The organism is Streptomyces sp. NPDC005141, from assembly GCF_053599975.1.
The window spans coordinates 50,442-73,330 of record NZ_JBSFYW010000040.1 but is presented as its reverse complement, the minus strand read 5'-3'; the positions used below and the strand labels follow the sequence as shown (position 1 = coordinate 73,330).

Below are 22,889 nucleotides of genomic sequence, written 5' to 3'. Positions count from 1 at the left end.
CAGCGTATGTCTGTTCGGTGCGCTCATCGTGGAGGATGCGGGTAGACGGCGCGGGCGATGCGCGTAGGCAGGGCTACGGAGGAACGTGGAGAGCCCGGCGCGGCGCGCCGGGCTCTCCACGATGACGAATACGGCTGGTTCTAGACGGCGGAGACCGCCGAGAGGCGGTGGACGTCCCGGGCCGTCCCCGTGACCCCGGACAGGAAACCCTGGGCCCGCGGCGAGGCGTTCTCCGTCAGCCAGCTCGGGTCGATGTCGCAGACCGCGACGCGCACATCGGTGCCGACCAGGGCCAGCGGCAGCGTGTGCACGACCGTCGAGGGGAAGCTCAGGATCGTCCGGCCTATGGGACCGCGCCGGGCGATCAGTTCGAGCGGCAGGTCGGGACGGACGATCTCCAGGCCCGTCTCGGCGGCCAGCCGGTGCAGCTTGTCGGCGCTCTCGCGGCGGTGCGCGAAGTAGCGGGTCGCGCCATGCGCCTTCGCGAGGGCGCGGACGGCCTCCAGATAGCGGTCCGGGTCGACCACGCCCGTCTCGACGAGCGAGGTGCCCACCAGGTCCGCGCTCCGGGTGATGCGGGGCGGGCCGAACCGGGCCCGGGTCCAGGAGAAGTCGTTGGCGGTGATGCGGACGCCGTCGGGTGCCGATTCGATCGGCATCGAGGAGAAGACCTCGACCGTACGGCGGTCGGTGGGCGTCAGCCGGCGGCGGGCCGCGGCGGACACGGGAGCGAAGAGCACGTCCCGCGGGCCGGGGCGGCCACCGCGCCGGTGCCAGCGCACCAGGCGCTCACCGCGGGCGAGCTGGGCGACGAACTCCATCGTCGCCGTGCCGTCGTCGACCACGACCAGGTCCTGTGCCCGGGTGATGGTCAGCAACAGCTGCACATAGCGGGAGAACGGGTCCCCCATGACGATCCGGCGGGCCCGCCGCAGCAGCGGAGCCAGTCCCCCGATGGTGTGGAAGGGGGCCGTGGTGCCGCCGCGCGCCTCCTCCCAGCGGACCGCGTGACCCTCGTCGCGGGCCAGTTCGGCCATGCGGCGCAGCTGGCCGCGGGTCATCGGGTCGTTGGGAGAGAGGACGACGAGGGTGAGCTCCGCGCCGGGTGCCGCGGCGTTGTGGGCATGTGTGTGCGCCCACTCCAGCACGTTCAGGAGCTGTACCGGACTCTCGACGAAGGCGAGAGTGGGGGAGCCGGCGGAACCGGCGCGGGGGCTCATCGACGTACGACCGTCCCGTCGTAAGGAGTTCAGGGCGTTCAGACCGAGACGGGTTCGCCCGCGGCCGCGGCGATCTCGGCCTCGGCGATGACGCCCGTGACGCGGCGCAGCTTCTTCATCGGGCCGAGCTCCGACTCGTAGACCTTCTTGACGCCGTCGCCGAGGGAGGCCTCGATGGTGCGGATGTCGCGGACGAGGCGGGTGAGACCCTGCGGCTCGACGGAGGCGGCCTGGTCGGAGCCCCACATCGCGCGGTCCAGGGTGATGTGACGCTCGACGAAGGCGGCGCCGAGGGCGACCGCGGCGAGCGTGGTCTGCAGGCCCGTCTCGTGGCCGGAGTAGCCGATCGGAACGTTCGGGTACTCGGCCTGCAGGGTGTTGATGACGCGGAGGTTGAGCTCCTCGGCCTGCGCCGGGTAGGTCGACGTGGCGTGGCACATCAGGATGTTGTCGCTGCCGAGGACCTCGACCGCGTGGCGGATCTGCTTCGGCGTCGACATGCCGGTGGAGAGGATGACCGTGCGGCCGGTGGAGCGCAGCGAGCGGAGCAGCTCGTCGTCGGTCAGGGAGGCGGAGGCGACCTTGTGGGCCGGGACGTCGAACTTCTCCAGGAAGGCCACGGCCTCGGTGTCCCACGGGGAGGCGAACCAGTCGATGTTCTTGGTCCTGGCGTACTCGTCGATCTGGCGGTACTCGTCCTCACCGAACTCCACGCGGTGGCGGTAGTCGATGTAGGTCATGCGGCCCCAGGGGGTGTCGCGCTCGATGTCCCACTGGTCGCGCGGGGTGCAGATCTCCGGGGTGCGCTTCTGGAACTTGACGGCGTCGCAGCCGGCCTCGGCGGCGGCGTCGATCAGCTTGAAGGCGTTCTCGAGCTCACCGTTGTGGTTGATGCCGATCTCGCCGACGACGTAGACGGGGTGGCCGGGGCCGGCGGTCTTCGAACCGAAGGTGCGCAGACGGGAGTTGCTCATGGGAGACGTTCCTTACTTGTCGAGGGAGTCGAGAGAAGGGCCGAGGATCCAGCTGGCGATCTCTCGGATCGCGCCGTCGCCGCCGGGGACGGTGGTGACCGCGCGTGCGGCGCCGCGCACGACGTCGTGGGCGCTCGCGACCGCCACCGGCCAGCCCACGAGGGCGAAGCACGGGAGGTCGTTGACGTCGTTGCCGACGTAGAGCACGCGCTCAGGCGCGATGCCCTGCTCCTCGCACCACTGCTTCAGTGCGAGGTCTTTCCGGTCGATGCCGTGCAGGACCGGAATCTTGAGCTTCCGGGCCCGGGCGGCGACGACCGGGTTCTGTTCCGTGGACAGGATCAGCATCGTCAGCCCGCTCCTGCGGAGAGCGGCGATACCGAGGCCGTCCCCGCGGTGCACGGAGACGAACTCCCGTCCGTCGGAGTCGATCAGCACCCTGTCGTCGGTCTGGGTGCCGTCGAAGTCGAGGACGACCGCGTCGATGTCTTCGGCGGTCGGGAGGGAGCCGGGCCGGTTCGCGTCGAAGAGCGGCGCGAGGGCCCGGGCGCGGGCGAGGTCGTGCGGGTCGTCGATCTCCAGCACGCGGGCCGGGTCGGTGCGCACGAGTTCGGTGCGGCCGAAGAAGCGGTGCTTCGCCACGCGGAAGCCGGCGGCCTCCATGGCGTAGACGGCTCCGGTCTCCAGGAGGTCCTGGGGACGGTCCTGGCGGCGCGGGCGGAAGGACTTGTCGTGGTTGACGCCGTAGCCGCCGCTGGTGGCGGTGTCCGCGACCAGGGTGTCGGTGCCGCCGTCGACGGCGGCGCGCTCGGTCTCGACGGCCACCGCGGCCGTGGCCTCGTCGTCGCCGTCGCGCCACACGAAGCCGTGGAAGGGGGCCACGGTCAGCGCCGTGTCCGCGCCGTTCGCGACGATCGCGTTGACGACGCCGTCCACGTCCTCGCGGATGATGAACGGGCTGGTGCACTGGACGAGCAGCACCACGTCGACCGGGGAGCCGTGCAGCGCCTCGTGGGTGTCCATGGCGTGCAGGACGGCGGCCTCGGAGGTGGCGGTGTCCCCGGCGATGGCGGCGGGTCGCAGCACGACCTCGGCACCGGCCTGGCGGGCGGCCGTCGCGATGGCCTGGTCGTCGGTGGAGACGACGACGTCCGTCACGAGGCGGGTGGCGCGGCACTCGCGCACCGCACGGGCCACCAGCGGCACGCCGCCGACCGGGAGGAGGTTCTTCGCGGGCACGCCCTTGGAGCCGCCGCGCGCGGGGATCACCGCGAGCACGCGGCGCACCGGCGCGGCGTGGCCCGCTTCCGAGTTGGTCATGCGCTGTTCTCCTTGACGAGGGAGGCGGGAGAGGCGTGGGGGGCGGGGCGCGATGCCCGGTGTCGGGGCGCTCACAGTTCGCCCATCCGCCGGATCACCGGAGCCACGCGCTGGACGCCGTGGCGGTAGGCGCCGCGGGCCGCCCGGCGCACGATCTGCCGTACGGGGCTGGGTTCCCGGTCCGCCGCGGGGGCGCCGGGAAGCGGGCTGCCGTCCGGGCCGAGGTGGTGGCGGGCGAGGATGCCGGGCAGATAGCCGGGCGCGGTGACGGGCGTGTAGTAGGGGGCGAGGGAAGGCAGTTCGTCCGCCGCCAGCAGCGCGGTGATGCGCAGCCGCGCCGCGTCGAAGGCGGTCTCGTAGGATCCGTCGGCTGCGACGCCCTGCCGGGCGACCCAGGCCGCGTCGGGCGCCGGCCGGTACCCCGTGTCGAGCTGGTCCCAGGAGGCGAGGCAGCCGGAGCCCACGAAGTGGTGGTTGCCGAGCGCCTCGCGCACCCCGAGGTCACTGAGGACGACCGTGGGGACACGGCGGTGCAGGGACTCCAGGGCGGCGGTGGAGCTGATGGTGACCAGCAGGTCGGTGCGGTCGAGGACCTCGCCCATGTGCCCGTACACGAGGCGGAAGTTGGCCGGCGGGTCCGCCTTCTGCACCAGCTTCTGGTAGGGCAGCTCCTCGATGTGCGTGGTGTGTTCGCCCGGCTTGGACCGCAGCTTGAGCAGGACCTCGCGGTCCGGGTGCAGCCGTGCGTGCCGGATCAGCCGGTCCAGCAGGTACGTACGGTCCTTGCGGCTCTCCGGGACGGAGGGCTGGGCGGCGAAGACGACCGTGTAGGGCCTGCGCCCTTGCTGCGCGGACGGGTCGTTCTCCGTGTACGCGGCCCCGCCGAGGAAGGGCAGCGCGACCTCGGTCACCGATCCGGCGTCGGCGCCGACCCCCTCGTACACGGCCCGGAAACGGTCCGCGTCCTGACGGGAGTTGGCGAGGACGAGATCCGCGCCGTGCCGCAGGAGCAGCCCGTCCGCGAGCTTCTCGTAGACGACGCCGACATAGCCGGTGACGACCAGGGGCCGCTTCGTCCGCCCGTCCCAGGCGCGGGCCAGGCCGTGCAGCACCGCCTGGACGGCACCGCCGACCAGGGCGAGCACGACCACGTCGTAGGCGCGGTCCTCCTTGCCCAGCTCGCGCAGGAACTCGACGGCGGTGACCTCGCGGAGGGAGTCCGCGCGGACGCCGACCTCTTCGAGCTGGCGGGCGGTCGGGGTGGCACGGCCACGCAGGAGGAACCCGTCGAGGCGGATGTCCGAGTCGGCCGGGGAGACGCGGTTCGCGGTGAGCGAGCCCCATTTCCACCTGGTGTCGGAATCCGCGAGGACGGCCACTCGCAGGGACTTCGTGGTACTTGCTGGCACGTCCTAGACGCTAGGAAGCCTTTTCGAGGTGCGGCCCAACCTGAATACAACAAACGGTTAACAGCGCGTCGACGAATGGCGAATCAGCCCGGGATCGGCTGAGAAAACGGCTTGGTTCACGGTTCCGCCACGCGTCGTTCACCTGGCATCTCACCAACGGTAAAGACGAATGCCGGGCCGCCCCCTAACGTCACAGGGGTGGTCAAGCTCTCCGTCATCGTGCCGTTCTACAACGTGCAGCAATATGCGCCCGACACCCTGAAGAGCCTGCGTGCGAACGCACGGCAGGACTTCGAATTCATTCTCGTCGACGACTGCTCGCGCGACGAGACACCGGACATCCTCGCGCGCGCGGAGCGCGAGCTCCCGGGTGCGGTGTATGTCAGACACGAGAAGAACGGAGGACTGGCCACCGCACGCAACACCGGGATCGACAAGGCGCGTGGCGAGTACCTCACGTTTCTCGACGGGGACGACTGGCTCGCCCCCGGATACTACGAACAACTCCTTTCCTCCATCGAGGACCTGGGCTGCGACTTCGTCCGTACGGACCATGTCCAGTGCACCGCGCGGGCGCGGTCCGTCCACCGTGTTCCACACGGCCGCCGCGGAGTCGTCCTCGATCCCCGCGACGCCATTCTGCCCTCCGACCGGTCCACCTCCGTCGACTACGCCTACGCCTGGGCGGGCATCTACCATCGCCGGCTGGTCGACCGCGGACTGCTCCACTTCACCGACGGACTACGCACGGCCGAGGACCGGCCGTGGATCTGGAAGCTCCACCGAGAGGCCGAATCCTTCGCCACGGTGGGGCTTCTCGGCGTGTTCTACCGGCGTGGCGTCGCCTCCTCCCTCACACAGATCGGGGATGTGCGCCAACTCGATTTCATTCGCGCGTTCGACCAGGTCGTCGCGGAAACCGCCGAGGACCGGGACGCGGAAAAACTCCTGCCCAAAGCCGTGCGCACATATTGCGCCATTATTTCCCATCACCTGGGATCCATCGAAAGGTTCGAGCCCGCGGTGGCACGGAAACTGAAGTCCATGAGTGCCGTCGCACTGCGCCGCATGCCACAAGGTGTGCTCGACGAGGCCCTCGACTCGATGGACGTCCAGCGCGCCACCCGGCTGCGCCGGCTGCGCCGACGGCCCGCGCCCGCCGCGGGGGTGGCCGCGTGACCACCCAGATCTTCATGGCGTCCACGCTGTACGGCACGGCCACGCTCGCCGCGGCCCTCGACACCGACAGCTTCGGACCGGCCGACCGGCGTATCCTCCTCGTCTCCAACAACGCGGCGACGCCCGAGACGACGCCCGGCGTGGACGGGATGCCCGGCTTCGAGCAGTTGCGCGGCCGCTTCGACGACGTCATCTCGTGGAACGAGACCATCTCCCCCTTCCACCCGGGCGGCTGGGCCCCGCGCCCGGACGACGTACCCCTGTGGGAGCGGCATCTGCGGCTCGCCTGGAACCTCGGCGACGACGACATCGAACTGGCCGTCGAGTCCATCCAGGTCAACCCGGCGCTCGGCGTCTCCCAGATCTTCATGGGCGCGCCCGTCACCGTGTACGCCGACGGCCTGATGAGCTACGGGCCCACCCGCAACAAGATCGACCCGTTGGTCGGCACCCGGGTGACCCGGCTGCTCCATCTCGACCTGGTCCCCGGCCTGAGGCCGCTGCTGCTCACCGAGTTCGACGTCGAACCGGAGATCGTGTCCACGGACGCCTTCGTGAAGGTGCTCGCCCAGCTCGTGGACACCGGCGACACCCTGCCCGCCCTCGACGAACCGGCACTGCTGCTCGGCCAGTACCTCTCCGCGCTCGGCATCCTCACCGCCGAGGAGGAAGAGGACCTCCACGTACGGATGCTGAAGGGCGTGATCGCCCTCGGTCACACCCGCGTGGTGTTCAAGCCGCACCCGACCGCACCCGCCCGCTGGTCGCGTGTGCTGGAACGGGAGGCCGAGAAGCTGGGCGCGGACCTGACCGTCCTCGACACCCCGGTCCTCGCCGAGGTGCTCTACCAGCGGATGCGTCCCGCGCTGGTCGTCGGCTGCTTCTCCACGGCGCTGCTCACGGCGTCCGCGCTGTACGGCCTGCCGGTCGCGCGGGTCGGCACCGGCTCACTGCTGGACCGTCTGACCCCGTACGAGAACAGCAACCGTGTCCCGGTGACCATCGTCGACGCGCTGCTGCCCGATCTGTCGGACGGCGCGGCGGTCACCGGGCAGCGCCCCGGCATGGGCGTGGCGGACCTGACGAAGCTGCTGCGGGCCGTGGGCTTCGCGATGCAGCCGAAGATCGGTCCGGACCTGCGCCCGGCGGCCGAGAACTACCTGACGAACCATCTGTCCGAGCACACGTGGCGCTACTTCAAGCGCAAGCGCCTCACCTCGCTGGCCCTGCCCGGAGCGGTTCCGGCCCAACTCGCCTTCATCCCGCGCAACGCGACGGTACGGCGGGTCGCCCGCAGGGCGCGCTCCCTGAAGCGGGCCGTGGGGCGCTGAGCCGGGCATCCCCACCGCGGCCGCGGGCCGCAGGGAGTGCACCGCCGAGGCGGCGGCGACCGGGACGGGGGTGTTCCCCGGGAGCGGGGCGCTGCGACGGCGCAGGAAAGCGGGGCCGGTTCGAATCCGACCGGCCCCGCTCTTCGGGCTGCCCGGACCGACCCGCTGCCCCGGCCACGCCCGCCGCTCCGGCCGGGCTCTCCGCTTCTACGCCGTCAGAGGCTGTCCGGCTTCCGCGTGTTGGTGCCGGGCTTCCGTGCGTTGCCTCGTCCGGTTGCGTGCGCCCCCGCATGCGCGCCCCGCGCGCTGCGGCGACAGGTGCTTCGCGCGCCTTCTGAGCGCGCCTCCTGCTCCCTCTTGCGCCCTCTGCGCGCGACCTTGAGCGCCCCCTGCGCTTTCTCCTGCGACACCCGTTCGGTCGCGCTGCGGGATCCGGTGGCGATTTGTGACGATTCGGAAGAATTCTCAACGTGGCGGCATCACCGAGATGAACTCCCATGGGCGGTATGACGAACCGGCCTTGCCAAGACGCAAACATCCCCGACTATCGGACTAACGTGCTGTGGGCCAGCTGAGTCCCATTGAGGGGAACCCTGTGATCGACACGCCCGAGGAGGCCCGCGGGACGTCAACCGGCACCGTGGTCCGTACCGTCCTGCCTCCTGCCGAGACATCTCCCGCGCCCAGGCCCGTGGCGCGCCGGGAGAACCGGCTGCGTGCCCTGGACGGGCTGCGGCTCGTCGCGGCCCTGATGGTGGCGGGGTATCACTACGGCGGCCGGGACGGCGAAGTGGTGCGGGCCTGGGGCAGCTCGCCGAAGCATCAGTTCCCCACGCTGCACCAGCTGTTCGCCTACGGCTGCCTGGGCGTGCAGGTCTTCTTCGTGATCAGCGGCTTCGTCATCTGCATGAGCGGCTGGGGCCGTCCGCTGCGCTCCTTCTTCGCATCCCGCGCCTCCCGCCTGCTGCCCGCGTACTGGGCCGCGATCGTCATCGTGACGGCGGTGTTCGCCCTGCCCGCCGTCGCGTACGAGGCGGTCTCGCCGAGCGACGCGCTGGTCAACCTCACCATGCTCCAGCAGCCACTGGGCGTCGACCGGGTGCTGGGCGTGTGCTGGACCCTGTGGGCGGAGATCCGCTTCTACGCCCTCTTCGCGCTGTGCATCGTGCTGCCGGGGGCGAACCGACGGCGCGTGATCCTGTTCTGCGCGGGCTGGACTCTGGCCGCGGCCATCGCACAGGGCGTGAACGAGCCGCTCCTGAACATGGTCCTGATGCCGGAGTACGCCCCGTACTTCATCGGCGGCGTCGGCCTCTACCTCGTCCACCGCGACCGGCGTGACGCGTACGCCTGGGGCATCGTCGGTGTGAGCTGGCTGATCGGCCAGCACTACGCGGTCCAGCGCCTGTGGCACGCCCCGAACCCGGCGTTCTTCTCCGACCGCTCGGCCCTCGGCATCATGCTCGTCGTCACCTTCGGCTATGTCGCCGTGGCCGCGATCGCGCTGGGCTGGCTGAACTGGGCGAACTGGCGCTGGCTGACGGTCGCGGGCGCGCTGACGTACCCGTTCTACCTGGTCCACGAACACCTGGGCTGGGTCGCCATCAAGGCCTACCACCAGACCCTGCACATCCCGTCGTACGGAACGTTCCTGGCCACGGTCGCCACCATGCTGCTCCTGGCCTGGCTGCTCAACCGGTTCGTGGAGAACCGGCTCACCCCGAAGCTGCGCGCGGCACTGGCGAAACCGCGCCCGCAGCCGACCCTCCGACAGCCGGTCCCCCGATAGCCGATCCTCCGACAGCCGGTCCTCACGCGCGCGGTGCGCAACGCCCGCGCCTCCCGGCGTGCGACGGCGCGGCTGCCGGGCGGGCCCCGGTGACACCGGCTCAGCCGATGCCGTAGCGCGCCTCGATGCCCGCGACGACCAGGTGCAGGCCTTCCTCGAAGTGCCGTTCGTAGTTCCCGAAGATCTCCGCGCCCGCCGCGGCCGACAAGGGGAAGTCGGCCATGCGGCGGGCGCGTTCGTCCAGGTCGTAGCCCTCGCGGCGCTCGCCCGGCAGAGGCTGGACGCCCTGCTCCTCGGTGACGAAGCCGATCGTGTACACGTACGTGGTGGACGTCGCCCGGACCGCTTGCGTGAGGGTGAATCCCGACTCGGTGAAGAGCCGCAGTGTCCGCTCCATCTCGACCGCGTGCAGGGTGCCCGTGAAGCGTGAGCCGCTGAAGACCTTCGCGCCGTCGCGGTAGCTCAGCAGGGCGGCGCGCAGTCCGCGGTTGGCGGCGAGCAACCGCTCCCGCCAGCCGGCGTCCGGGCCCTCCCCCACGTCCGCCACCATCCGGCGGTACATCTCCGTGGCCATCTCGTCGAGCAGTTCCTGCTTGTTCTTGAAATGCCAGTAGAGCGCGGGCGCCTGGACGTTCAGCTCCTTGGCGATGGCCCGGAGGGTGAGGCCGTCGAGGCCCGTCTCGTTGAGCAGCCGAAGGGCGGTCTCGACGACCTGCTTCTTGTCCAGCTTGGGGGATCGCTGGGGTCTCTGGGTAACCACGCTTGACAGTTTAACGCCGTTAAGGGCATGCTCGCGGCATGGAACTTAACAGCGTTAAGGAGATGACTGTGGACGTGAACATGGACGTGGACGTACTCGTCGTCGGCGCGGGCCCGACCGGTCTCGCCCTCGGCTCCGATCTCGCCCGGCGCGGGGTGGACGCCCTCGTGGTGGAGCGGGCCGACGCGCTGTTCCCCGGCTCACGCGGCAAGGGGATCCAGCCGCGCACGATGGAGGTCTTCGACGACCTCGGCGTCCTCGACGCGATCCGCTCGGCGGGCGGCGACTACCCGGTCGGGATGATCTGGCAGGACGGCGAGCGGATCGGCGAGCACCAGATGTTCGACCCGGCCGAGCCGACCGACGACTCGCCGTACAACGCGCCGTGGATGGTGCCGCAGTGGCGTACGCAGGAGATCCTCTTCGCGCGACTGGAGGAGCTGGGGGGCCGGGTCGCCTTCGGCCGCGAGGTCGTCGCGGTCGCCCAGGACCGGGACGGGGTGACCGTGGAGTTCGCCTCCGGCGCACCGGTCCGCGCGCGGTACGTCGTCGCCGCCGACGGTGGGCGCTCCGCGGTACGGCGCGCGCTCGGGATCGCCATGACCGGGGAGACCGTCGACCCTGACTCGATGCTGGTGGCGGACGTACGGATCAGCGGGCTGGACCGCGAGAACTGGCATGTCTTCCCGCCGCGCGAGGACACCGGCGGATTCCTGGCGATCTGCCCGCTGGCCGGCACGGAGGACTTCCAGGTCGTGGCGCAGTTCCCGGAGGGCACGGACGTCGACCTGTCCCTCGACGGCATCCGCAAGACCGTCGCCGCGCGCTCCCACCTCTCGCCCGAGGCCGTCACCGAGGTGCGCTGGGCCTCCGACTTCCGGCCGCGCGCGGCGCTGGCGGACCGCTTCCGCGCGGGGCGGGTCTTCCTCGCCGGGGATGCGGCGCACATCCACTCCCCGGCCGGCGGCCAGGGGCTCAACACCAGCGTCCAGGACGCCTACAACCTGGGCTGGAAGCTCGGCGCGGTGCTGCGCGGCGAGGCTCCCGCGTCCCTCCTCGACACCTACGAGGAGGAGCGGCTCCCCGTCGCCGCCGACATGCTCGGCCTGTCCACCCGGGTCCACCGCGGCGAGGTCCGCCGCGGCGGGGCGACCCGACAGCTCGGGCTCGGCTACCGCGACTCCTCGCTCGCGGTGGAGACCCGTACGGACCTGCCGGACGAGTCCCTGCGCGCGGGTGACCGCGCCCCCGACGGAACCGTGGAGGGCGTACACCTCTTCGACGCGTTCCGGGGACCGCACTGGACGCTGCTGACGGTCGGCGCGGACGCGCAACCGCCGGTGCTCCCCGGCGTCCGCACCGTACGGATCGGGTCGTACGAGAGGTACGGGACCGGGGTCTTCCTCGTCCGCCCCGACGGCTATGTGGGATGGGCGGGCACCGGCACACGGGATCTGCCCGAGTACGCGACCCGGGTGGGTCTGACCGTCGGCTGACCAGGACCCGCCCTGCTCCGCACCGCCCTGCCCGGGGCGGGTCCGCCCTAGGCGCCGGCGAGCGTGAGCTTGACCGCGAAGCCGAGGAAGAGGGCACCGGCAGCGGTCGTGGCGCCCGCGGAGAGGCGCTTGCGCCGGCGGAAGGCCGCCGCAAGCCGCGTGCCGCTGAAGATCAGCGCGGTCAGATAGAGGAAGCTCGCGAGCTGGGCGAAGGCGCCGAGCACGACGAAGGAGAGGGCCGGGTAGGCGTACCCGGGGTCGACGAACTGCACGAAGAAGGCGACGAAGAACAGGATCGCCTTCGGGTTGAACAGGCTGATCACCAGCGCCCGCCGGAAGGGCCGCTCCCCGGCCACCGCATCGGTCTCCGCGCTCTGCACGGCCGGCTCACGCCGGGCCCGCCACATCGCCCACGCCGCCCGCAGCATCCCGACCGCCAGCCACGTCAGATATCCCGCTCCGGCGTACTTCACGATCCCGAAGAGCACGGCGTTCGTCTGCAGCAGCGACGCCACCCCGGCCGCCGACAGCGTCATCAGCACGGTGTCCCCGCACCACACGCCCGCCGCGGCCGTATATCCGGTGCGGATGCCCTTGCGGGCGGCGACGGACAGCACGTACAGCGAGTTCGGTCCCGGCAGCAGGACGATCAGGACGAGACCCGCGAGATAGGTGGGGAGATCGATGACACCAAGCATGAGAGCGAGTGTCGCACGGGGGTACGACAGCGCGTAGGGGCGTCTCGCTGGTCAGTCACCGTCGAGGAGGGTGTCCACCGGGAGGTCGAGGTCGACACCGACGGACGCCGGGACCGGGACACTCTGGCCCCGCTTGTAACGCTCGGGCGCCGGGTATCTGCCGGCGGCCGGGTCCTGGTACAGCAGGACCTCGTCGTGTTCGCGGTCGGCGACGATGTAGACGGGGACACCGGCCTCGGCGTAGCACTCGACCTTGGGGCCGAGGTCGACGGACCAGTTCGACGAGGTCACTTCGACGACGAGGCGGAAGACGTTCGGGGCGTAGCAGTTCTTCTGGACGAGGGCGTCCCGGAAGTCCTCGTCGACGATGGAGAAGTCGGGGATCGCGAAGTCCGCGGGCAGCGTAGGCAGCCAGAGGCCGACGCCTTGGACGTACCGTACGGAGGAATCACCCAGGTCAGAAGGCGTCCGCCGGCACATACGTCCCCCAGATCTCGCGGAGCGCGTTGCAGACCTCGCCGACCGTCGCGCGGGCGCGCAGGGCGTCCTTCATCGGGTGCAGGACGTTGTCCGTGCCCTCGGCGGCCTTCTTCAGGGCGGCGAGGGCGGCGTCGACAGCGGGCTGATCGCGCTCGGCGCGGAGCCGGGCGAGGCGTTCGGCCTGCTGGGCCTCGATGGCCGGGTCGACGCGGAGCGGCTCGTAGGGCTCCTCCGTGTCGAGCCGGAAGCGGTTGACGCCGACGACCACACGTTCGCCGGAGTCGGTCTCCTGGGCGACGCGGTACGCGGAGCGCTCGATCTCGCCCTTCTGGAAGCCGTGCTCGATGGCCCCGACCGCGCCGCCCAGGTCCTCGACCCTCGTCATAAGATCGACGGCCGCCGCCTCGACGTCGTCGGTCATGCTCTCGATGACGTACGAGCCCGCCAAGGGATCGACCGTCGCCGTCACGTCCGTCTCGTAGGCCAGCACCTGCTGGGTGCGCAGGGCCAGTCGCGCGGACTTGTCGGTGGGCAGCGCGATGGCCTCGTCGAAGGAGTTGGTGTGCAGCGACTGCGTGCCGCCGAGGACGGCGCCGAGGCCCTGGACCGCGACGCGGACGAGGTTCACCTCCGGCTGCTGCGCCGTCAGCTGCACACCCGCCGTCTGGGTGTGGAACCGCAGCATCAGCGACTTGGGGTTCTTCGCGCCGAACTCGTCCCTCATCACCCGGGCCCAGATCCGGCGGGCGGCACGGAACTTGGCGACCTCCTCCAGGATCGTCGTACGGGCGACGAAGAAGAAGGAGAGGCGGGGCGCGAAGTCGTCGACGTCCATGCCCGCCGCGACCGCCGTACGGACGTACTCGATGCCGTCGGCGAGCGTGAACGCGATCTCCTGCGCGGGCGACGCCCCCGCCTCGGCCATGTGGTAACCCGAGATCGAGATCGTGTTCCACTTCGGGATCTCGGTCCGGCAGTACTTGAAGATGTCCGCGATCAGCCGCAGGGACGGCTTGGGCGGGAAGATGTACGTCCCGCGCGCGATGTACTCCTTGAGCACGTCGTTCTGGATGGTGCCCGTCAACCGGTCCGCCGGGACGCCCTGTTCCTCGCCGACGAGCTCGTACATCAGCAGCAGCAGCGCGGCGGGCGCGTTGATCGTCATCGAGGTGGAGACCTTGTCCAGCGGGATCCCGCCGAACAGGACGCGCATGTCGTCGATCGAGTCGATCGCCACGCCGACCTTGCCGACCTCGCCGTGCGCGAGGGGGGCGTCCGAGTCGTGGCCCATCTGGGTGGGCAGGTCGAAGGCGACCGACAGGCCCATCGTGCCGTTCGCGATCAGCTGCTTGTAGCGGGCGTTGGACTCGTTGGCCGTGCCGAAACCGGCGTACTGCCGCATCGTCCACGGGCGGCCCGTGTACATCGACGGATACACACCACGGGTGAAGGGGTACGCGCCCGGGGCTCCCAGCTTCTCGGCCGGGTCCCAGCCGTCCAGAGCGTCGGGGCCGTAAACCGGTTCGATGGGCAGTCCGGACTCGGATTCGCGCGTCATTGCTGTGCCTCCCGTGAAGCTGCCCGATGACAGGAATCGACCTTGGCGGACTGTAGCGGCCGAGGTGCACCCGGTGGAGGGACCCGCGCCGGGACCTTGCTCAGGGACCGGATCATGGGCCCGTTTCATGGTTCCCTTCCACCATGCCGCCTGGTTCGCAACCGGTCACCCGCGGGGAGCATCTCAGGTGACACGACGGCGGAACGGGGGGCCGATGTGCACGACAGGACGGGTGGAACAGGGGTCCGGATGCGTACGAGTGGCAAGAAGAGATCGCTGGCCGCGCTCGCGGCGCTCGCCGCGGTGAGCGGCTGCACGGCGCAGGCCGTGGACGCGCAGGGAAGGACGGCTCCGCCGGTACGGATCGACGGTTCGCTCGGCGCGGCCCCCACGACGACGGGGAAGGACGACAAGCCCCCCGCCGCGTCGAAGGGCAAGGACGACGACAAGCCCGCCGCCACCCCGACAGGGAAGGACGACAAGCCGGCCGCCGTCCCCGCCAAGGTCCTCTGGTCCCGCGGCGACCGGGGCGACGACGTCCGCGAGGCGCAGGCCCGGCTGCACCAGGTCGCCTGGCTGATCACCCCGCCGACGGGGACGTACGACGCCCGGACGGTCGCGGCCGTGAAGGGGTTCCAGGGCAAGCGGGGACTGCCGCGCACCGGTGAACTGGACGCCGTCACCTGGCAGCGGCTGCGGAAGATGACGCACGAGCCGGCCGACTGGGAGCTGTACCCCTACGGCGGGCAGCCGGCCGCGAAGCCCGACCCGCGCTGTCTGACGGGCCGCGTCCTGTGCGTCAGCAAGACGAGTCGCACGCTGCGTTGGATGGTCGACGGGAAGACGGTCTCGCAGATGGACGTGCGGTTCGGCTCGCAATACACGCCGACCCGCGAAGGTGTGTTCAGCGTCTACTTCAAGTCCCGCCACCATGTGTCGACGATCTACGACACGTCCATGCCGTACGCGATGTTCTTCAGCGGCGGCCAAGCGGTCCACTACTCACCGGACTTCGCGGCCCGCGGCTACTACGGCGCCTCGCACGGCTGCGTCAATGTGCGGGACGAGGGGAAGGTCGCGGCGCTGTTCGCGCAGGTCCGGACGGGCGACAAGGTCGTCGTCTACTGGTGACGGGCCCCTGCGCGAAGGCGGGGCGGGGAAGAGTGGGGCGCGGGCGGGACCGGGGGAACGTGTCCCGCCCGCGCCAGTTGCACAGAGCCATGGGTACGGGGGGAACCCCGGCTCCGTGCGACGGCCGATGACCAGTCGGCTCACCCCTTACTGCGTCACCGGTGCCGAAAACGTCACACCCGGGCCGAAGAAAGTTGAAAGAAGTACGAAACCGCAGGTCAGCGGGGTGCCGCGGGGCTCGCCGGATGAGGGGTCAGGGGGCTGAGCCGCCCGTGGGCGCGGCCGGGCGGGGCACCCGAGCGCCCCGTGCGCGAGGGCGACCGTCACGAGAGTGCGCTGGTCGGAGAGCTGACGGCACGAAAGCACGCCGGTCGAGGAGCCGACGGCGCGGCGGTCGAGGAACGACCGCACGACGGCACGGGAACGAGCGGCACGCCCGCACACGCCGGAGAACTGACGGCCCGGCAGGCGGCGAACGAGGGTACGACGGCGCGGCGGCCGCGGAACCACGGCACGACGGCCGGACGGCAGAGGGCCGGGAAGCCGACGGCGCGATCAGCGCCTGGATGAACGGCGCTTCACGACAGGACGCTGTCCAGCGGGCCCGGCGTCGGGCTCGTCGAACTCGGCGTCGAGGCCGACGCGGACCTCATCGGCCTGACCGGCAGGAGCGGTGTCAGCCTCGGGTTCAGGGCGGACGGGACGGTGAGGCCGCCGTTGCCCCGGTGGTCGTTGCCGCGCGGCCCTATGTGGTGGCCGTCGCCGTCGCCATCGCCGCCGCCCTGGTCTCCCTGGTCGGAGCCCTCTTCCCCCGACCCCTGCCCGCCGCCGTCCCCCGCTCCGCCGCTCCGGCCGTCGTCGGAGTCGCCCAGTCGCCGGCCGAGGACACCCGAGCAGTACAGCTTCACCCGGGCGCCGCCACCGGCCACATGCTCCAGAGCGCGCCGGCGGTCCGCGTCGAGGTCCTTGCCGTCGAGGACGTCACGGCAGTACGCGCGCGTACGGGCCCACCACTCGCGGGTGCGGTCGGATCTCCCGGTGGAGTCCGGACCGGGCCGGCCGGTCGTCTCCTCGGCGCCGGGTCCGGCGGTCGAGGGGGAGTCGGCGGACGGGTCGCCGGACGGACCGTCGGGCGTCGGCAGCACGGTTCCCCTGCCGCCGGTGACCCCGGGCGAGGGCGAAGGTGAGACCAGCGGCCGGTCCGGGGTCCGTACCGCCGAGGCCGAGGCGGCCGGCCCCGGGTGCTCACGGGTGAACGGCGTCGGCAGCACTCCGGTTCCGGCCGCGACGGCCACCCCGCCGACCATCCCGACGGCGAGCACCGCGGCGAGCCCGAATCGGGTGGGACGCCCCCAGCGCGTCCGGCGTCCGTGCGCGGCGGGGCGCCCGAGGCGTACGAGTCCGGCGTCAGCGGCATGCGCACCGGGGCGCGCGCGACGGTGGCCGAGCTGCGCCGCGGCGCCGTCCCCGCCCGCGCGCACCTTGCGGAAAGCGGCCAACGCGGCTGCCTCGCCCGGGAGTTCATCGCTGCTCAGCCAGGGTTCGGCGGCCAGTGCACCGAGGGCCTCGGCGAGTCGGTCCACCTGTTCGCGGGTACCGGCGTCGACGGCTTCCAGCGGCTCTCCCCGCAGCAGGCGCTCCGAGGCATCGCGGTCCAGCCACCTGTACTGCTCGTCGGCCATCACATGTCCTTCTGCGTCCGCGAACGCGTATGCGTCACACCGGCGGACGTCACCGCGCGGGTGCGCGAACCTCGTTGCGGGGGTACGGCGTCCAGTGCGCCGGCGGATTCCGGATCGGCTCCGAGCAGCTCCGCGAGTCGTTTCAGGCCGCGGTGCGCCGCCGTGCGGACGGCTCCGGGGCGCTTGCCGAGGGTCTCGGCGGCCGTCTTGGCGTCGAGGCCGACCACGACGCGCAGGACGACGGCCTCCGCCTGGTCCTGCGGGAGCTGGGCTATGAGCGAGAGGGTGCTGTCGGTCGACAGCGCCTCGATCGCCTCGATCGCGGTGTCGGACTCGGCGGCCTGGCCGGTCAGCTCGGTCTCGTCGCCGCCTATCGCGGGGCGGCGTCCACGCATGCGTATGTGGTCCAGGGCGCGGTTGCGTGCGATCCTCGCCGCCCAGCCGCGGAACCGGTCCGCGTCCCCGCTGAACCGCTCCAGGTCACGGGCGATCTGGAGCCAGGACTCGGACGTGACGTCCTCCGCGTCCGGCTCGCCCACCAGCGTCCTCACGTACCCGAGCAGGCGTGGGTGCACCGCTCGGTACACAGTCCGGAACGCGGTCTCGTCCCCGGCCTGTGCAGCAAGTACCGCGGCGGTCAGCTCCGCGTCGTCCCCCAGCACCCCCGCGCCCCTCTTTGCGCCTCGACCGGCGCCGCTCTCGCGGACCGGGTCCTCGCCGTTGTCGTCCCTCGATGGACGGTTGTGGTCTCAGGTCCACGTGGTACTGGTCTCAGGTCCCACGTGGTCGCGGTCCCCGGATCCACGCATTCGTGGTCCCGGATCCCTCGTGGTTGCCGTCGTCCGTTCTCCGCACCCGGCGCGAAAGGAACGTTACGGCCTGAAACAGCTCCCCGTCCATGTTCGTACAACACGCAACTACATGGTGACGGAGCGAGGTGTGACACAAAACGCAGTCGCGGCGCTGTAGAGAATACGGGTCGCCGCGCGGCCCGTGCCGCGCGACGGTCGGGGCCTCTCCTGTGGGGGGTGGCGGCCCCGGCCGTTGCCATCGGCAGGGACGGACGCCGTCGCCGTCCGCAGGATGTGCGCCGTCGCCCTCGGCGAGGACGCGCGCGGCCGGACAGGCGAGAACATGCGCCGCGCGCCCACCGCGTCCCGAGACTCCCGCCCGAGAACGGGCTCACCCGCATCCCCGGTCACGTGCTCCGTGCCGCCCGGACCGGCCCGGGCGCCACGCCCCGCCGATCCCGGCCCGCCTACCGCCCGCCCTTGGCCTTCGTCGGCTTCGGCGTGACCGCCGAGGCTCCCGGAGCCGGCGTCCCGCCCGCGTTCCCGCTCTTCCCGCTCTTCCCGGTCCGCTTCGCGTCCTTGGTCCCGCTGTCATCGGCCAACCGCTCGGCGCAGAACGCCTCGACCTTGTCCTCGCCGCCCGCGGCCGTGACGAGCCGCTGCCAGGCCGTCGCGTTCAGGGCGTCGCCCCGGCCCCTGACCGAGGCGTACGCACGGCAGTGGGCCTCGGTGTCCTGGGCCCGCGGCGGACGGCCCGTGAGGCCGGGCGCCACGGAGCCGCCCGGGGTGGAGACACCGGGAGCCCCCGGACCGGCGGACGGCGCGGCCGCGGCGGGAAACCGGTCCTGGACGCTGTTCGACGGCCGGGCCCCGGCCCGGTCCCGGTCGCCGTCGCCGTGCGAGGACGACCCGATGGCCGCGACGGCGACGCCGCCGAGGGTCAGACCGGCCAGCAGTACGGCGAACGTGACCCGCACGGAACGAATCGGCGCCCACCGTTCCCTGGGGCGCCAGTCGTCCCGCCGCCGGGTGCGCGCGCCGTGCGCGCCACCGTCCCGCGCGGCCCGGAAGGCGGCCACGGCATGCGCCTCCGCCTCGGTGCCGTCCGCCCGGCCGCGGATCGCCGCGGCGAGGCGCGTCTCCAGCGCGGCCTGTTCGCTCCCGGGGTCCACCGGATGCGCGACCCGACGGTCGGGGGTCCCGCCGTCACCGTGCCGTTCACCCATGTCCGGTTCCATCTCCGCCTGCCGCTCCGCCCGACAACTCCTCGCCGTACGACGCCTTCCCACCGAACGGCGGCGTCTCGCCGTTCGGCGCCCCGGCTCCGCCCGGCAACCGCCCGCCGCACCAGGGCAGTTCGCCGTCCGGCGGTCCTGCGTCGTCCAACGTCCGGCCGCCGTACGACGGTTCCGTTCCGGGCGCCGACGGGGTGCCGGACGTCGCGTTCATCCCGACTCCCCCAGCGTCCGGGGCTCCTCATCCGTCACACCCGTGACGCCGAGCTGGCGCGCGAGCCGCTTCAGGCCCCGGTGGGCGGAGGTGCGCACCGCGCCCGGGCGTTTGCCGAGCACGCGCGCCGCGGCCGGTCCGTCGAGGCCGACGACCACCCGCAGGAGCACTGCCTCGGCCTGGTCACGCGGCAGTCCCGCGACCAGTTCCAGGGCGTACTCGGTGGACAGGCTCTCCAACGCCTCGTCGTGCGTGCTGTGCCTGCCGGGCAGGTCCAGCACGTCCTGCTCGAGGGTGGTTCCTCTGGGCCGAACCTTCAGCCGGCGCAGATGGTCCAGTGCCCGGTGCCGGGCGATGGTCGCGGTCCAGCCGCGGAACCCGGCGCCGTCCCCCCGGAACCGTCCCAGATCCCGGGCGATCTCCAGCCAGGCGTCGGAGGCCACGTCCTCCGCGTCGTCGCCGACGATCCCGCGCAGATATCCGAGCAGTCCGGGCTGCACGATCCGGTACGCGACCGCGAAGGCGGCCTCGTCCCCGTCCTGCGCCCGCGCCACGGCCACGCCCAGTTCCGCGTCGTACGGCTGCGCGCGGCGGGGTTCCCCTCCCTGGCCCAACACTGTCCTCGTTCGCACCGAGTTCGCTCGAATGTGCCCTGCCGACGCGGTCGGCCGCGTCGACACCCCCATGGTCATCAGCGTCGGGCCTCAAGGAAATGTCACAGTGCGTCAGAGGACCCACCCGCCTCAGGCGGATCACCGACCGCAGGCGGCAGGCGGCCACTGAACCCGAACACCCGCGCTCGCGGCCCGGGTCGAGCTCATCGACGTCGGACCAGGGCTTGCCGGCGGCCCAGCGCGCGACCCGGCCGGCGACCCGGGCTCGGCGCTGGTGTTCCCGAACTCGGCGCCGAAGGGCATGGCGCCCACATCGGCGATGTTCCGGACGTACCCCCGGCCTTGCGGACACGACGCTAGCGCGTGGCCTCCCGGCACAGCAGTCGGAGGGAGCCGTCGCCCGCGTAGCAGCGGCGGGCCTCCTCGATCGGGTCCCAGAGCCGCCCGTCGGGCGTGCGCAGCCAGTGTTCGCCGCCCGTCTCCCACCACTCGGCGCCGGTCTGACGGGCGACGACCTCGCCGGCGTACGCCCCGAATCCGCGCAGCACGCTCTCGACGGCGGCGTACGGCGCACCGTCCCGGCGGATCTCCTCGATCATGCGGTCGACACGCCACAGACTCTGCCCCGAGTAGTCGAGACGCAGCCGGGCGCCCTCGCGCATGGTCGCGACCGTGTCGGCCGCCCAGCGAACGGGCTTCGTCGCAGCTGCGGGCCTGGTTGCTTGAGTTGCGTTCACACTCGTAGAGCGTGACGGCGGCCGGATTCGTCACCCGCTCGGACGAGGGTTCGCGACACCGGCCCAGGACCGCCATCTCCGCCCCAGGACCGTCACAGGAACCCCGCAGGAACCAGGTTTGGGCGCGCCGGAGCCGCACCCCTCCTCCGGCGCACCCGCGTCCCGGTCTACGCCCGCCCGCGCGCCCTGCGCGACACCACCGCCCGCAGCACACGTCGCCCCTCCGTCGACGCGTCCAGCGCGAGCCGCAGTCCGCCCGCGCCGTGCTCGGCGAGCACTTCCAGGATGACGACCTGCCGGCGCAGCTCGGCGGCCACGAGCGGGGACATGCCCTCCGTACGCCCCTCGCGGCGGGCCGTCACACAACCCTCGGCGTCGTCGGCGTGGTCGAGGAACCGGTGCACCTGCAGCGCCGCCACCGAGCAGGCGTCCGCCCAGGCGCGGAGTTCGTCCCCGGAGGGCTCCGTGGGGACGGCGTCGAGCATGCGGCGTGCGAGTACGGCGGCCTGGTCCTCGTCGGTCACGGCCGGCCCGGGGTCCTCCGCGTCCAGCTTGGCGCGCGCCTGCTCCAGACGCGTGCCCCACTCGGCCCAGGTGTCCGCCTCCGCGAGGCTCGCCCACAGGGGCCGCAGGACATCGTCGTCCCCGCCCAGCAGCGGTACGCACCGATCCAAACAAGCCAGACCGCTCGCCGCCAGACCTCGCTCGTCCGCCTGAGCGATCAGTTCCACCAGACTCATCACGACTCCCTCGAAATGCCTCGACAGGGCGCCCATGCCTCACGGAGCCCGCACTTCCCCTTACTGCGTGCAACGGTCCAGGAGTGTCACAGTGGGACCACACCGAGCCGGTCGAGGAACTGGAAGAACAGGTTTTCGGCCAACGGCCCGGGCTCGGCACCCAGCACGTCGAGGAGCGGTCCGACCGCCACGGAGAGCCCCGCCTCGGCGGCCCAGGCGACCGCGCGCTCGGCCGCGTCGGCCGGCTCCAGGAAGTAGTCGTCGACGCCGAGTCCGCCCTCGGCGCCCTCGAGGTAACCGGCCATCGCGTCCCGCGCGAGACACGTGGTCCACGCGCCGCCCGACGGCGCCGCCGCCTCGACAGCCACGCAGGCGCTGTCCATGACGTATCCGAAGAGCGCGGGCGCGCCGGTCTCCCGGGCGAGCGCGTTCATGTTCCCGATCCCGCCGTCCCCGCTCGGGTACTCCCACACCTGCCAGCCGCCGGGCGCCGTGCTCCGCGCCAGCAGGCCCGGCGCCCCGGCCAGCGCGATCGTCTCCGCGAGCGGTGCCTCGCTTCTGCCCACGACGTAGTAGCCCCAGTAGCCCATACCGGTTCCCCCCGGGTGTGTCGGTTCAGCGGCTGGGGCCGAATACACCACAGCGGCGCGGGGGTTGGCCAGCGAAACGGACGAATCGGCGCGCGTCAGGCGCCGTGCGCGAGCGGACCCTCGTGCGCCTTCCGGTCCTGCATGCGGGTCAGCCTCAGCACGACGAGGATCGCGAGGCCCGCGGTCACGATGTCGAGGAGGTCGGCGACCATGACCTGGCCGACGGCGTCCCGGATCTCCTGGGCGGTCTCGGCCTTTCGGTACGCGGTGAAGGAGGCCCGGTTGGCCAACAGCCCGATGATCCAGAAGGTCCACCAGGTCTGGACGAGCCCGCGCCCGTTCCGGGCGCCTGCGGGGCCGCTCGCGTCCCAGATGTCCAGCATGATCCGCCGCGGGAACCAGAGGTTCACCACCGGCACGAACCAGCCCCAGCCCGCCCAGGCCCGGGACTTGGTGTGCCCGAACGGGTTGAAGACCTCGGCGTTGACGCGGACCCGCAGGAACCAGATCAGGTAGACGACGACCGCCGCCACGAGCGTCAACATCTGCGCGTTCCCGGCGATGGCGTAGAGCGAGTCCGCGTGATCGGCCCGCCGCTGAACGGCGTCACCGAACTCGCCGTCCGCGAGGGCGCCCGTCACGTCGAGCATCGTGTTGTCCGCCCAGAGCGCGAAGAGGTCGGCGGCGATCACCAGGCCGAGCAGCGCGGCGGTGGCCTTTCCGAGGGCGACCGGCGAGCGCAGCCAGGCAGCGCCGTGCGGCGGGGCGAGCGGCGGCAGCGGCGCCAGGGGGAGCGGCGATACGGGTCCCTGCGGCATGGGCTGCGGCGGGACGGGTCCCTGCGATGGCGGCATGGTCATGAAAACCCCCCGGAGGTGCCGGCACCGCGTGGTGACGACACAGGAAACCGGGCGCGCCCCTCCCCAGGGATCACGCCCGGC

The 22,889-nt window shown here is 71.9% G+C and carries 22 protein-coding genes; 5 read left to right on the top strand and 17 right to left on the bottom strand.

Going from position 1 to position 22,889, the window contains the following annotated elements; all coding sequences use genetic code 11:
• Window positions 1–140: 140 nt before the first annotated feature.
• The 4 genes from ACWD68_RS27550 to ACWD68_RS27535 all read right to left on the bottom strand — a co-directional run bounded on the left by ACWD68_RS27550 (window position 141) and on the right by ACWD68_RS27535 (window position 4,923).
• On the bottom strand, window positions 141–1,220 hold the full coding sequence (locus ACWD68_RS27550; RefSeq protein WP_451809147.1) for a hypothetical protein: 1,080 nt from the start codon (window positions 1,218–1,220) through the stop codon (window positions 141–143).
• A 38-nt stretch (window positions 1,221–1,258) separates the two neighbouring features.
• Complete coding sequence (locus ACWD68_RS27545) at window positions 1,259–2,194, bottom strand: N-acetylneuraminate synthase family protein (RefSeq protein ID WP_451809146.1); 936 nt, start codon at window positions 2,192–2,194, stop codon at window positions 1,259–1,261.
• 12 nt (window positions 2,195–2,206) lie between these two features.
• Window positions 2,207–3,514, bottom strand: a complete 1,308-nt coding sequence (locus ACWD68_RS27540; RefSeq protein ID WP_451809145.1) for a cytidylyltransferase domain-containing protein — start codon at window positions 3,512–3,514, stop codon at window positions 2,207–2,209.
• Between the two features lie 71 nt (window positions 3,515–3,585).
• Window positions 3,586–4,923, bottom strand: a complete 1,338-nt coding sequence (locus ACWD68_RS27535; RefSeq protein WP_451809144.1) for a DUF6716 putative glycosyltransferase — start codon at window positions 4,921–4,923, stop codon at window positions 3,586–3,588.
• A gap of 198 nt (window positions 4,924–5,121) precedes the next feature.
• On the opposite strand from ACWD68_RS27535, the gene ACWD68_RS27530 reads away from it, so the two are divergent.
• The 3 genes from ACWD68_RS27530 (at window position 5,122) to ACWD68_RS27520 (ending at window position 9,222) form a co-directional block, all read left to right on the top strand.
• Window positions 5,122–6,102 carry a glycosyltransferase family 2 protein gene (locus tag ACWD68_RS27530; RefSeq protein ID WP_356753828.1) on the top strand — a complete coding sequence of 327 codons (981 nt, stop codon included), beginning with the start codon at window positions 5,122–5,124 and terminating at the stop codon, window positions 6,100–6,102.
• Window positions 6,099–7,433 (top strand): alpha-2,8-polysialyltransferase family protein, encoded by a 1,335-nt coding sequence (locus ACWD68_RS27525; RefSeq protein ID WP_451809143.1) that lies wholly within the window; start codon window positions 6,099–6,101, stop codon window positions 7,431–7,433. Before ACWD68_RS27530 ends, ACWD68_RS27525 begins: the two co-directional genes overlap by 4 nt.
• A 595-nt stretch (window positions 7,434–8,028) precedes the next feature.
• Window positions 8,029–9,222 carry an acyltransferase family protein gene (locus tag ACWD68_RS27520; RefSeq protein WP_451809142.1) on the top strand — a complete coding sequence of 398 codons (1,194 nt, stop codon included), beginning with the start codon at window positions 8,029–8,031 and terminating at the stop codon, window positions 9,220–9,222.
• 100 nt (window positions 9,223–9,322) lie between these two features.
• Here the strand turns inward: ACWD68_RS27520 and ACWD68_RS27515 are convergent, their stop codons facing one another.
• Entirely contained in the window at window positions 9,323–9,982 is a 660-nt protein-coding gene (locus ACWD68_RS27515) for a TetR/AcrR family transcriptional regulator (protein ID WP_451809141.1), read from the bottom strand.
• Between the two features lie 80 nt (window positions 9,983–10,062).
• On the opposite strand from ACWD68_RS27515, the gene ACWD68_RS27510 reads away from it, so the two are divergent.
• Window positions 10,063–11,478, top strand: coding sequence for an FAD-dependent oxidoreductase (locus tag ACWD68_RS27510; RefSeq protein ID WP_451809163.1), 1,416 nt, complete (start codon window positions 10,063–10,065; stop codon window positions 11,476–11,478).
• A gap of 47 nt (window positions 11,479–11,525) precedes the next feature.
• Here the strand turns inward: ACWD68_RS27510 and leuE are convergent, their stop codons facing one another.
• Genes leuE through ACWD68_RS27495 form a run of 3 tightly spaced genes read right to left on the bottom strand, consistent with a single transcriptional unit; the run spans window position 11,526 to window position 14,214 of the window.
• The gene (gene leuE, locus ACWD68_RS27505) at window positions 11,526–12,176 is read right to left on the bottom strand and encodes a leucine efflux protein LeuE (RefSeq protein WP_451809140.1); all 651 of its coding nucleotides are present in this window, start codon (window positions 12,174–12,176) and stop codon (window positions 11,526–11,528) included.
• A 51-nt stretch (window positions 12,177–12,227) separates the two neighbouring features.
• The gene (locus ACWD68_RS27500) at window positions 12,228–12,656 is read right to left on the bottom strand and encodes a Uma2 family endonuclease (RefSeq protein WP_451809139.1); all 429 of its coding nucleotides are present in this window, start codon (window positions 12,654–12,656) and stop codon (window positions 12,228–12,230) included.
• On the bottom strand, window positions 12,634–14,214 hold the full coding sequence (locus ACWD68_RS27495) for an acyl-CoA mutase large subunit family protein (RefSeq protein ID WP_451809138.1): 1,581 nt from the start codon (window positions 14,212–14,214) through the stop codon (window positions 12,634–12,636). Before ACWD68_RS27495 ends, ACWD68_RS27500 begins: the two co-directional genes overlap by 23 nt.
• A gap of 249 nt (window positions 14,215–14,463) precedes the next feature.
• Between ACWD68_RS27495 and ACWD68_RS27490 the strand changes: the two genes are divergently transcribed.
• Window positions 14,464–15,345 (top strand): L,D-transpeptidase family protein, encoded by an 882-nt coding sequence (locus tag ACWD68_RS27490; protein WP_451809137.1) that lies wholly within the window; start codon window positions 14,464–14,466, stop codon window positions 15,343–15,345.
• Window positions 15,346–15,923: 578 nt separating this feature from the next.
• Here the strand turns inward: ACWD68_RS27490 and ACWD68_RS27485 are convergent.
• From ACWD68_RS27485 to ACWD68_RS27445, 9 genes are all read right to left on the bottom strand, one after another.
• Window positions 15,924–17,027: a hypothetical protein gene (locus tag ACWD68_RS27485; protein WP_451809136.1), complete on the bottom strand. Its 1,104-nt coding sequence runs from the start codon at window positions 17,025–17,027 to the stop codon at window positions 15,924–15,926.
• Window positions 17,027–17,689: an RNA polymerase sigma factor gene (locus ACWD68_RS27480; protein WP_451809135.1), complete on the bottom strand. Its 663-nt coding sequence runs from the start codon at window positions 17,687–17,689 to the stop codon at window positions 17,027–17,029. Before ACWD68_RS27480 ends, ACWD68_RS27485 begins: the two co-directional genes overlap by 1 nt.
• Window positions 17,690–18,285: 596 nt before the next feature.
• Window positions 18,286–19,044 carry a hypothetical protein gene (locus ACWD68_RS27475; protein WP_451809134.1) on the bottom strand — a complete coding sequence of 253 codons (759 nt, stop codon included), beginning with the start codon at window positions 19,042–19,044 and terminating at the stop codon, window positions 18,286–18,288.
• Window positions 19,037–19,267: a hypothetical protein gene (locus ACWD68_RS27470; RefSeq protein WP_451809133.1), complete on the bottom strand. Its 231-nt coding sequence runs from the start codon at window positions 19,265–19,267 to the stop codon at window positions 19,037–19,039. Before ACWD68_RS27470 ends, ACWD68_RS27475 begins: the two co-directional genes overlap by 8 nt.
• Window positions 19,264–19,881, bottom strand: a complete 618-nt coding sequence (locus ACWD68_RS27465; RefSeq protein WP_451809132.1) for an RNA polymerase sigma factor — start codon at window positions 19,879–19,881, stop codon at window positions 19,264–19,266. The genes ACWD68_RS27470 and ACWD68_RS27465 overlap by 4 nt, the downstream gene beginning before the upstream one ends.
• Before the next feature lie 356 nt (window positions 19,882–20,237).
• Window positions 20,238–20,618, bottom strand: a complete 381-nt coding sequence (locus tag ACWD68_RS27460) for a hypothetical protein (protein ID WP_451809131.1) — start codon at window positions 20,616–20,618, stop codon at window positions 20,238–20,240.
• Between the two features lie 167 nt (window positions 20,619–20,785).
• Window positions 20,786–21,358, bottom strand: a complete 573-nt coding sequence (locus ACWD68_RS27455; RefSeq protein ID WP_451809130.1) for a hypothetical protein — start codon at window positions 21,356–21,358, stop codon at window positions 20,786–20,788.
• Window positions 21,359–21,444: 86 nt separating this feature from the next.
• Entirely contained in the window at window positions 21,445–21,948 is a 504-nt protein-coding gene (locus ACWD68_RS27450) for a hypothetical protein (protein WP_451809129.1), read from the bottom strand.
• A 95-nt stretch (window positions 21,949–22,043) separates the two neighbouring features.
• The gene (locus tag ACWD68_RS27445; RefSeq protein ID WP_451809128.1) at window positions 22,044–22,808 is read right to left on the bottom strand and encodes a DUF4328 domain-containing protein; all 765 of its coding nucleotides are present in this window, start codon (window positions 22,806–22,808) and stop codon (window positions 22,044–22,046) included.
• Window positions 22,809–22,889: the final 81 nt, after the last annotated feature.

Bases quoted from the DNA above. Each gene is read 5' to 3' on its own strand.
- ACWD68_RS27550 (WP_451809147.1), bottom strand. From the start codon at position 1,220: ATGAGCCCCCGCGCCGGTTCCGCCGGCTCCCCCACTCTCGCCTTCGTC.
- ACWD68_RS27545 (WP_451809146.1), bottom strand. From the start codon at position 2,194: ATGAGCAACTCCCGTCTGCGCACCTTCGGTTCGAAGACCGCCGGCCCC.
- ACWD68_RS27540 (WP_451809145.1), bottom strand. From the start codon at position 3,514: ATGACCAACTCGGAAGCGGGCCACGCCGCGCCGGTGCGCCGCGTGCTC.
- ACWD68_RS27510 (WP_451809163.1), top strand. From the start codon at position 10,063: ATGGACGTGGACGTACTCGTCGTCGGCGCGGGCCCGACCGGTCTCGCC.
- leuE (WP_451809140.1), bottom strand. From the start codon at position 12,176: ATGCTTGGTGTCATCGATCTCCCCACCTATCTCGCGGGTCTCGTCCTG.
- ACWD68_RS27500 (WP_451809139.1), bottom strand. From the start codon at position 12,656: ATGTGCCGGCGGACGCCTTCTGACCTGGGTGATTCCTCCGTACGGTAC.
- ACWD68_RS27495 (WP_451809138.1), bottom strand. From the start codon at position 14,214: ATGACGCGCGAATCCGAGTCCGGACTGCCCATCGAACCGGTTTACGGC.
- ACWD68_RS27490 (WP_451809137.1), top strand. From the start codon at position 14,464: ATGCGTACGAGTGGCAAGAAGAGATCGCTGGCCGCGCTCGCGGCGCTC.
- ACWD68_RS27485 (WP_451809136.1), bottom strand. From the start codon at position 17,027: ATGGCCGACGAGCAGTACAGGTGGCTGGACCGCGATGCCTCGGAGCGC.
- ACWD68_RS27475 (WP_451809134.1), bottom strand. From the start codon at position 19,044: ATGGGTGAACGGCACGGTGACGGCGGGACCCCCGACCGTCGGGTCGCG.
- ACWD68_RS27470 (WP_451809133.1), bottom strand. From the start codon at position 19,267: ATGAACGCGACGTCCGGCACCCCGTCGGCGCCCGGAACGGAACCGTCG.
- ACWD68_RS27455 (WP_451809130.1), bottom strand. From the start codon at position 21,358: ATGAGTCTGGTGGAACTGATCGCTCAGGCGGACGAGCGAGGTCTGGCG.
- ACWD68_RS27450 (WP_451809129.1), bottom strand. From the start codon at position 21,948: ATGGGCTACTGGGGCTACTACGTCGTGGGCAGAAGCGAGGCACCGCTC.
- ACWD68_RS27445 (WP_451809128.1), bottom strand. From the start codon at position 22,808: ATGACCATGCCGCCATCGCAGGGACCCGTCCCGCCGCAGCCCATGCCG.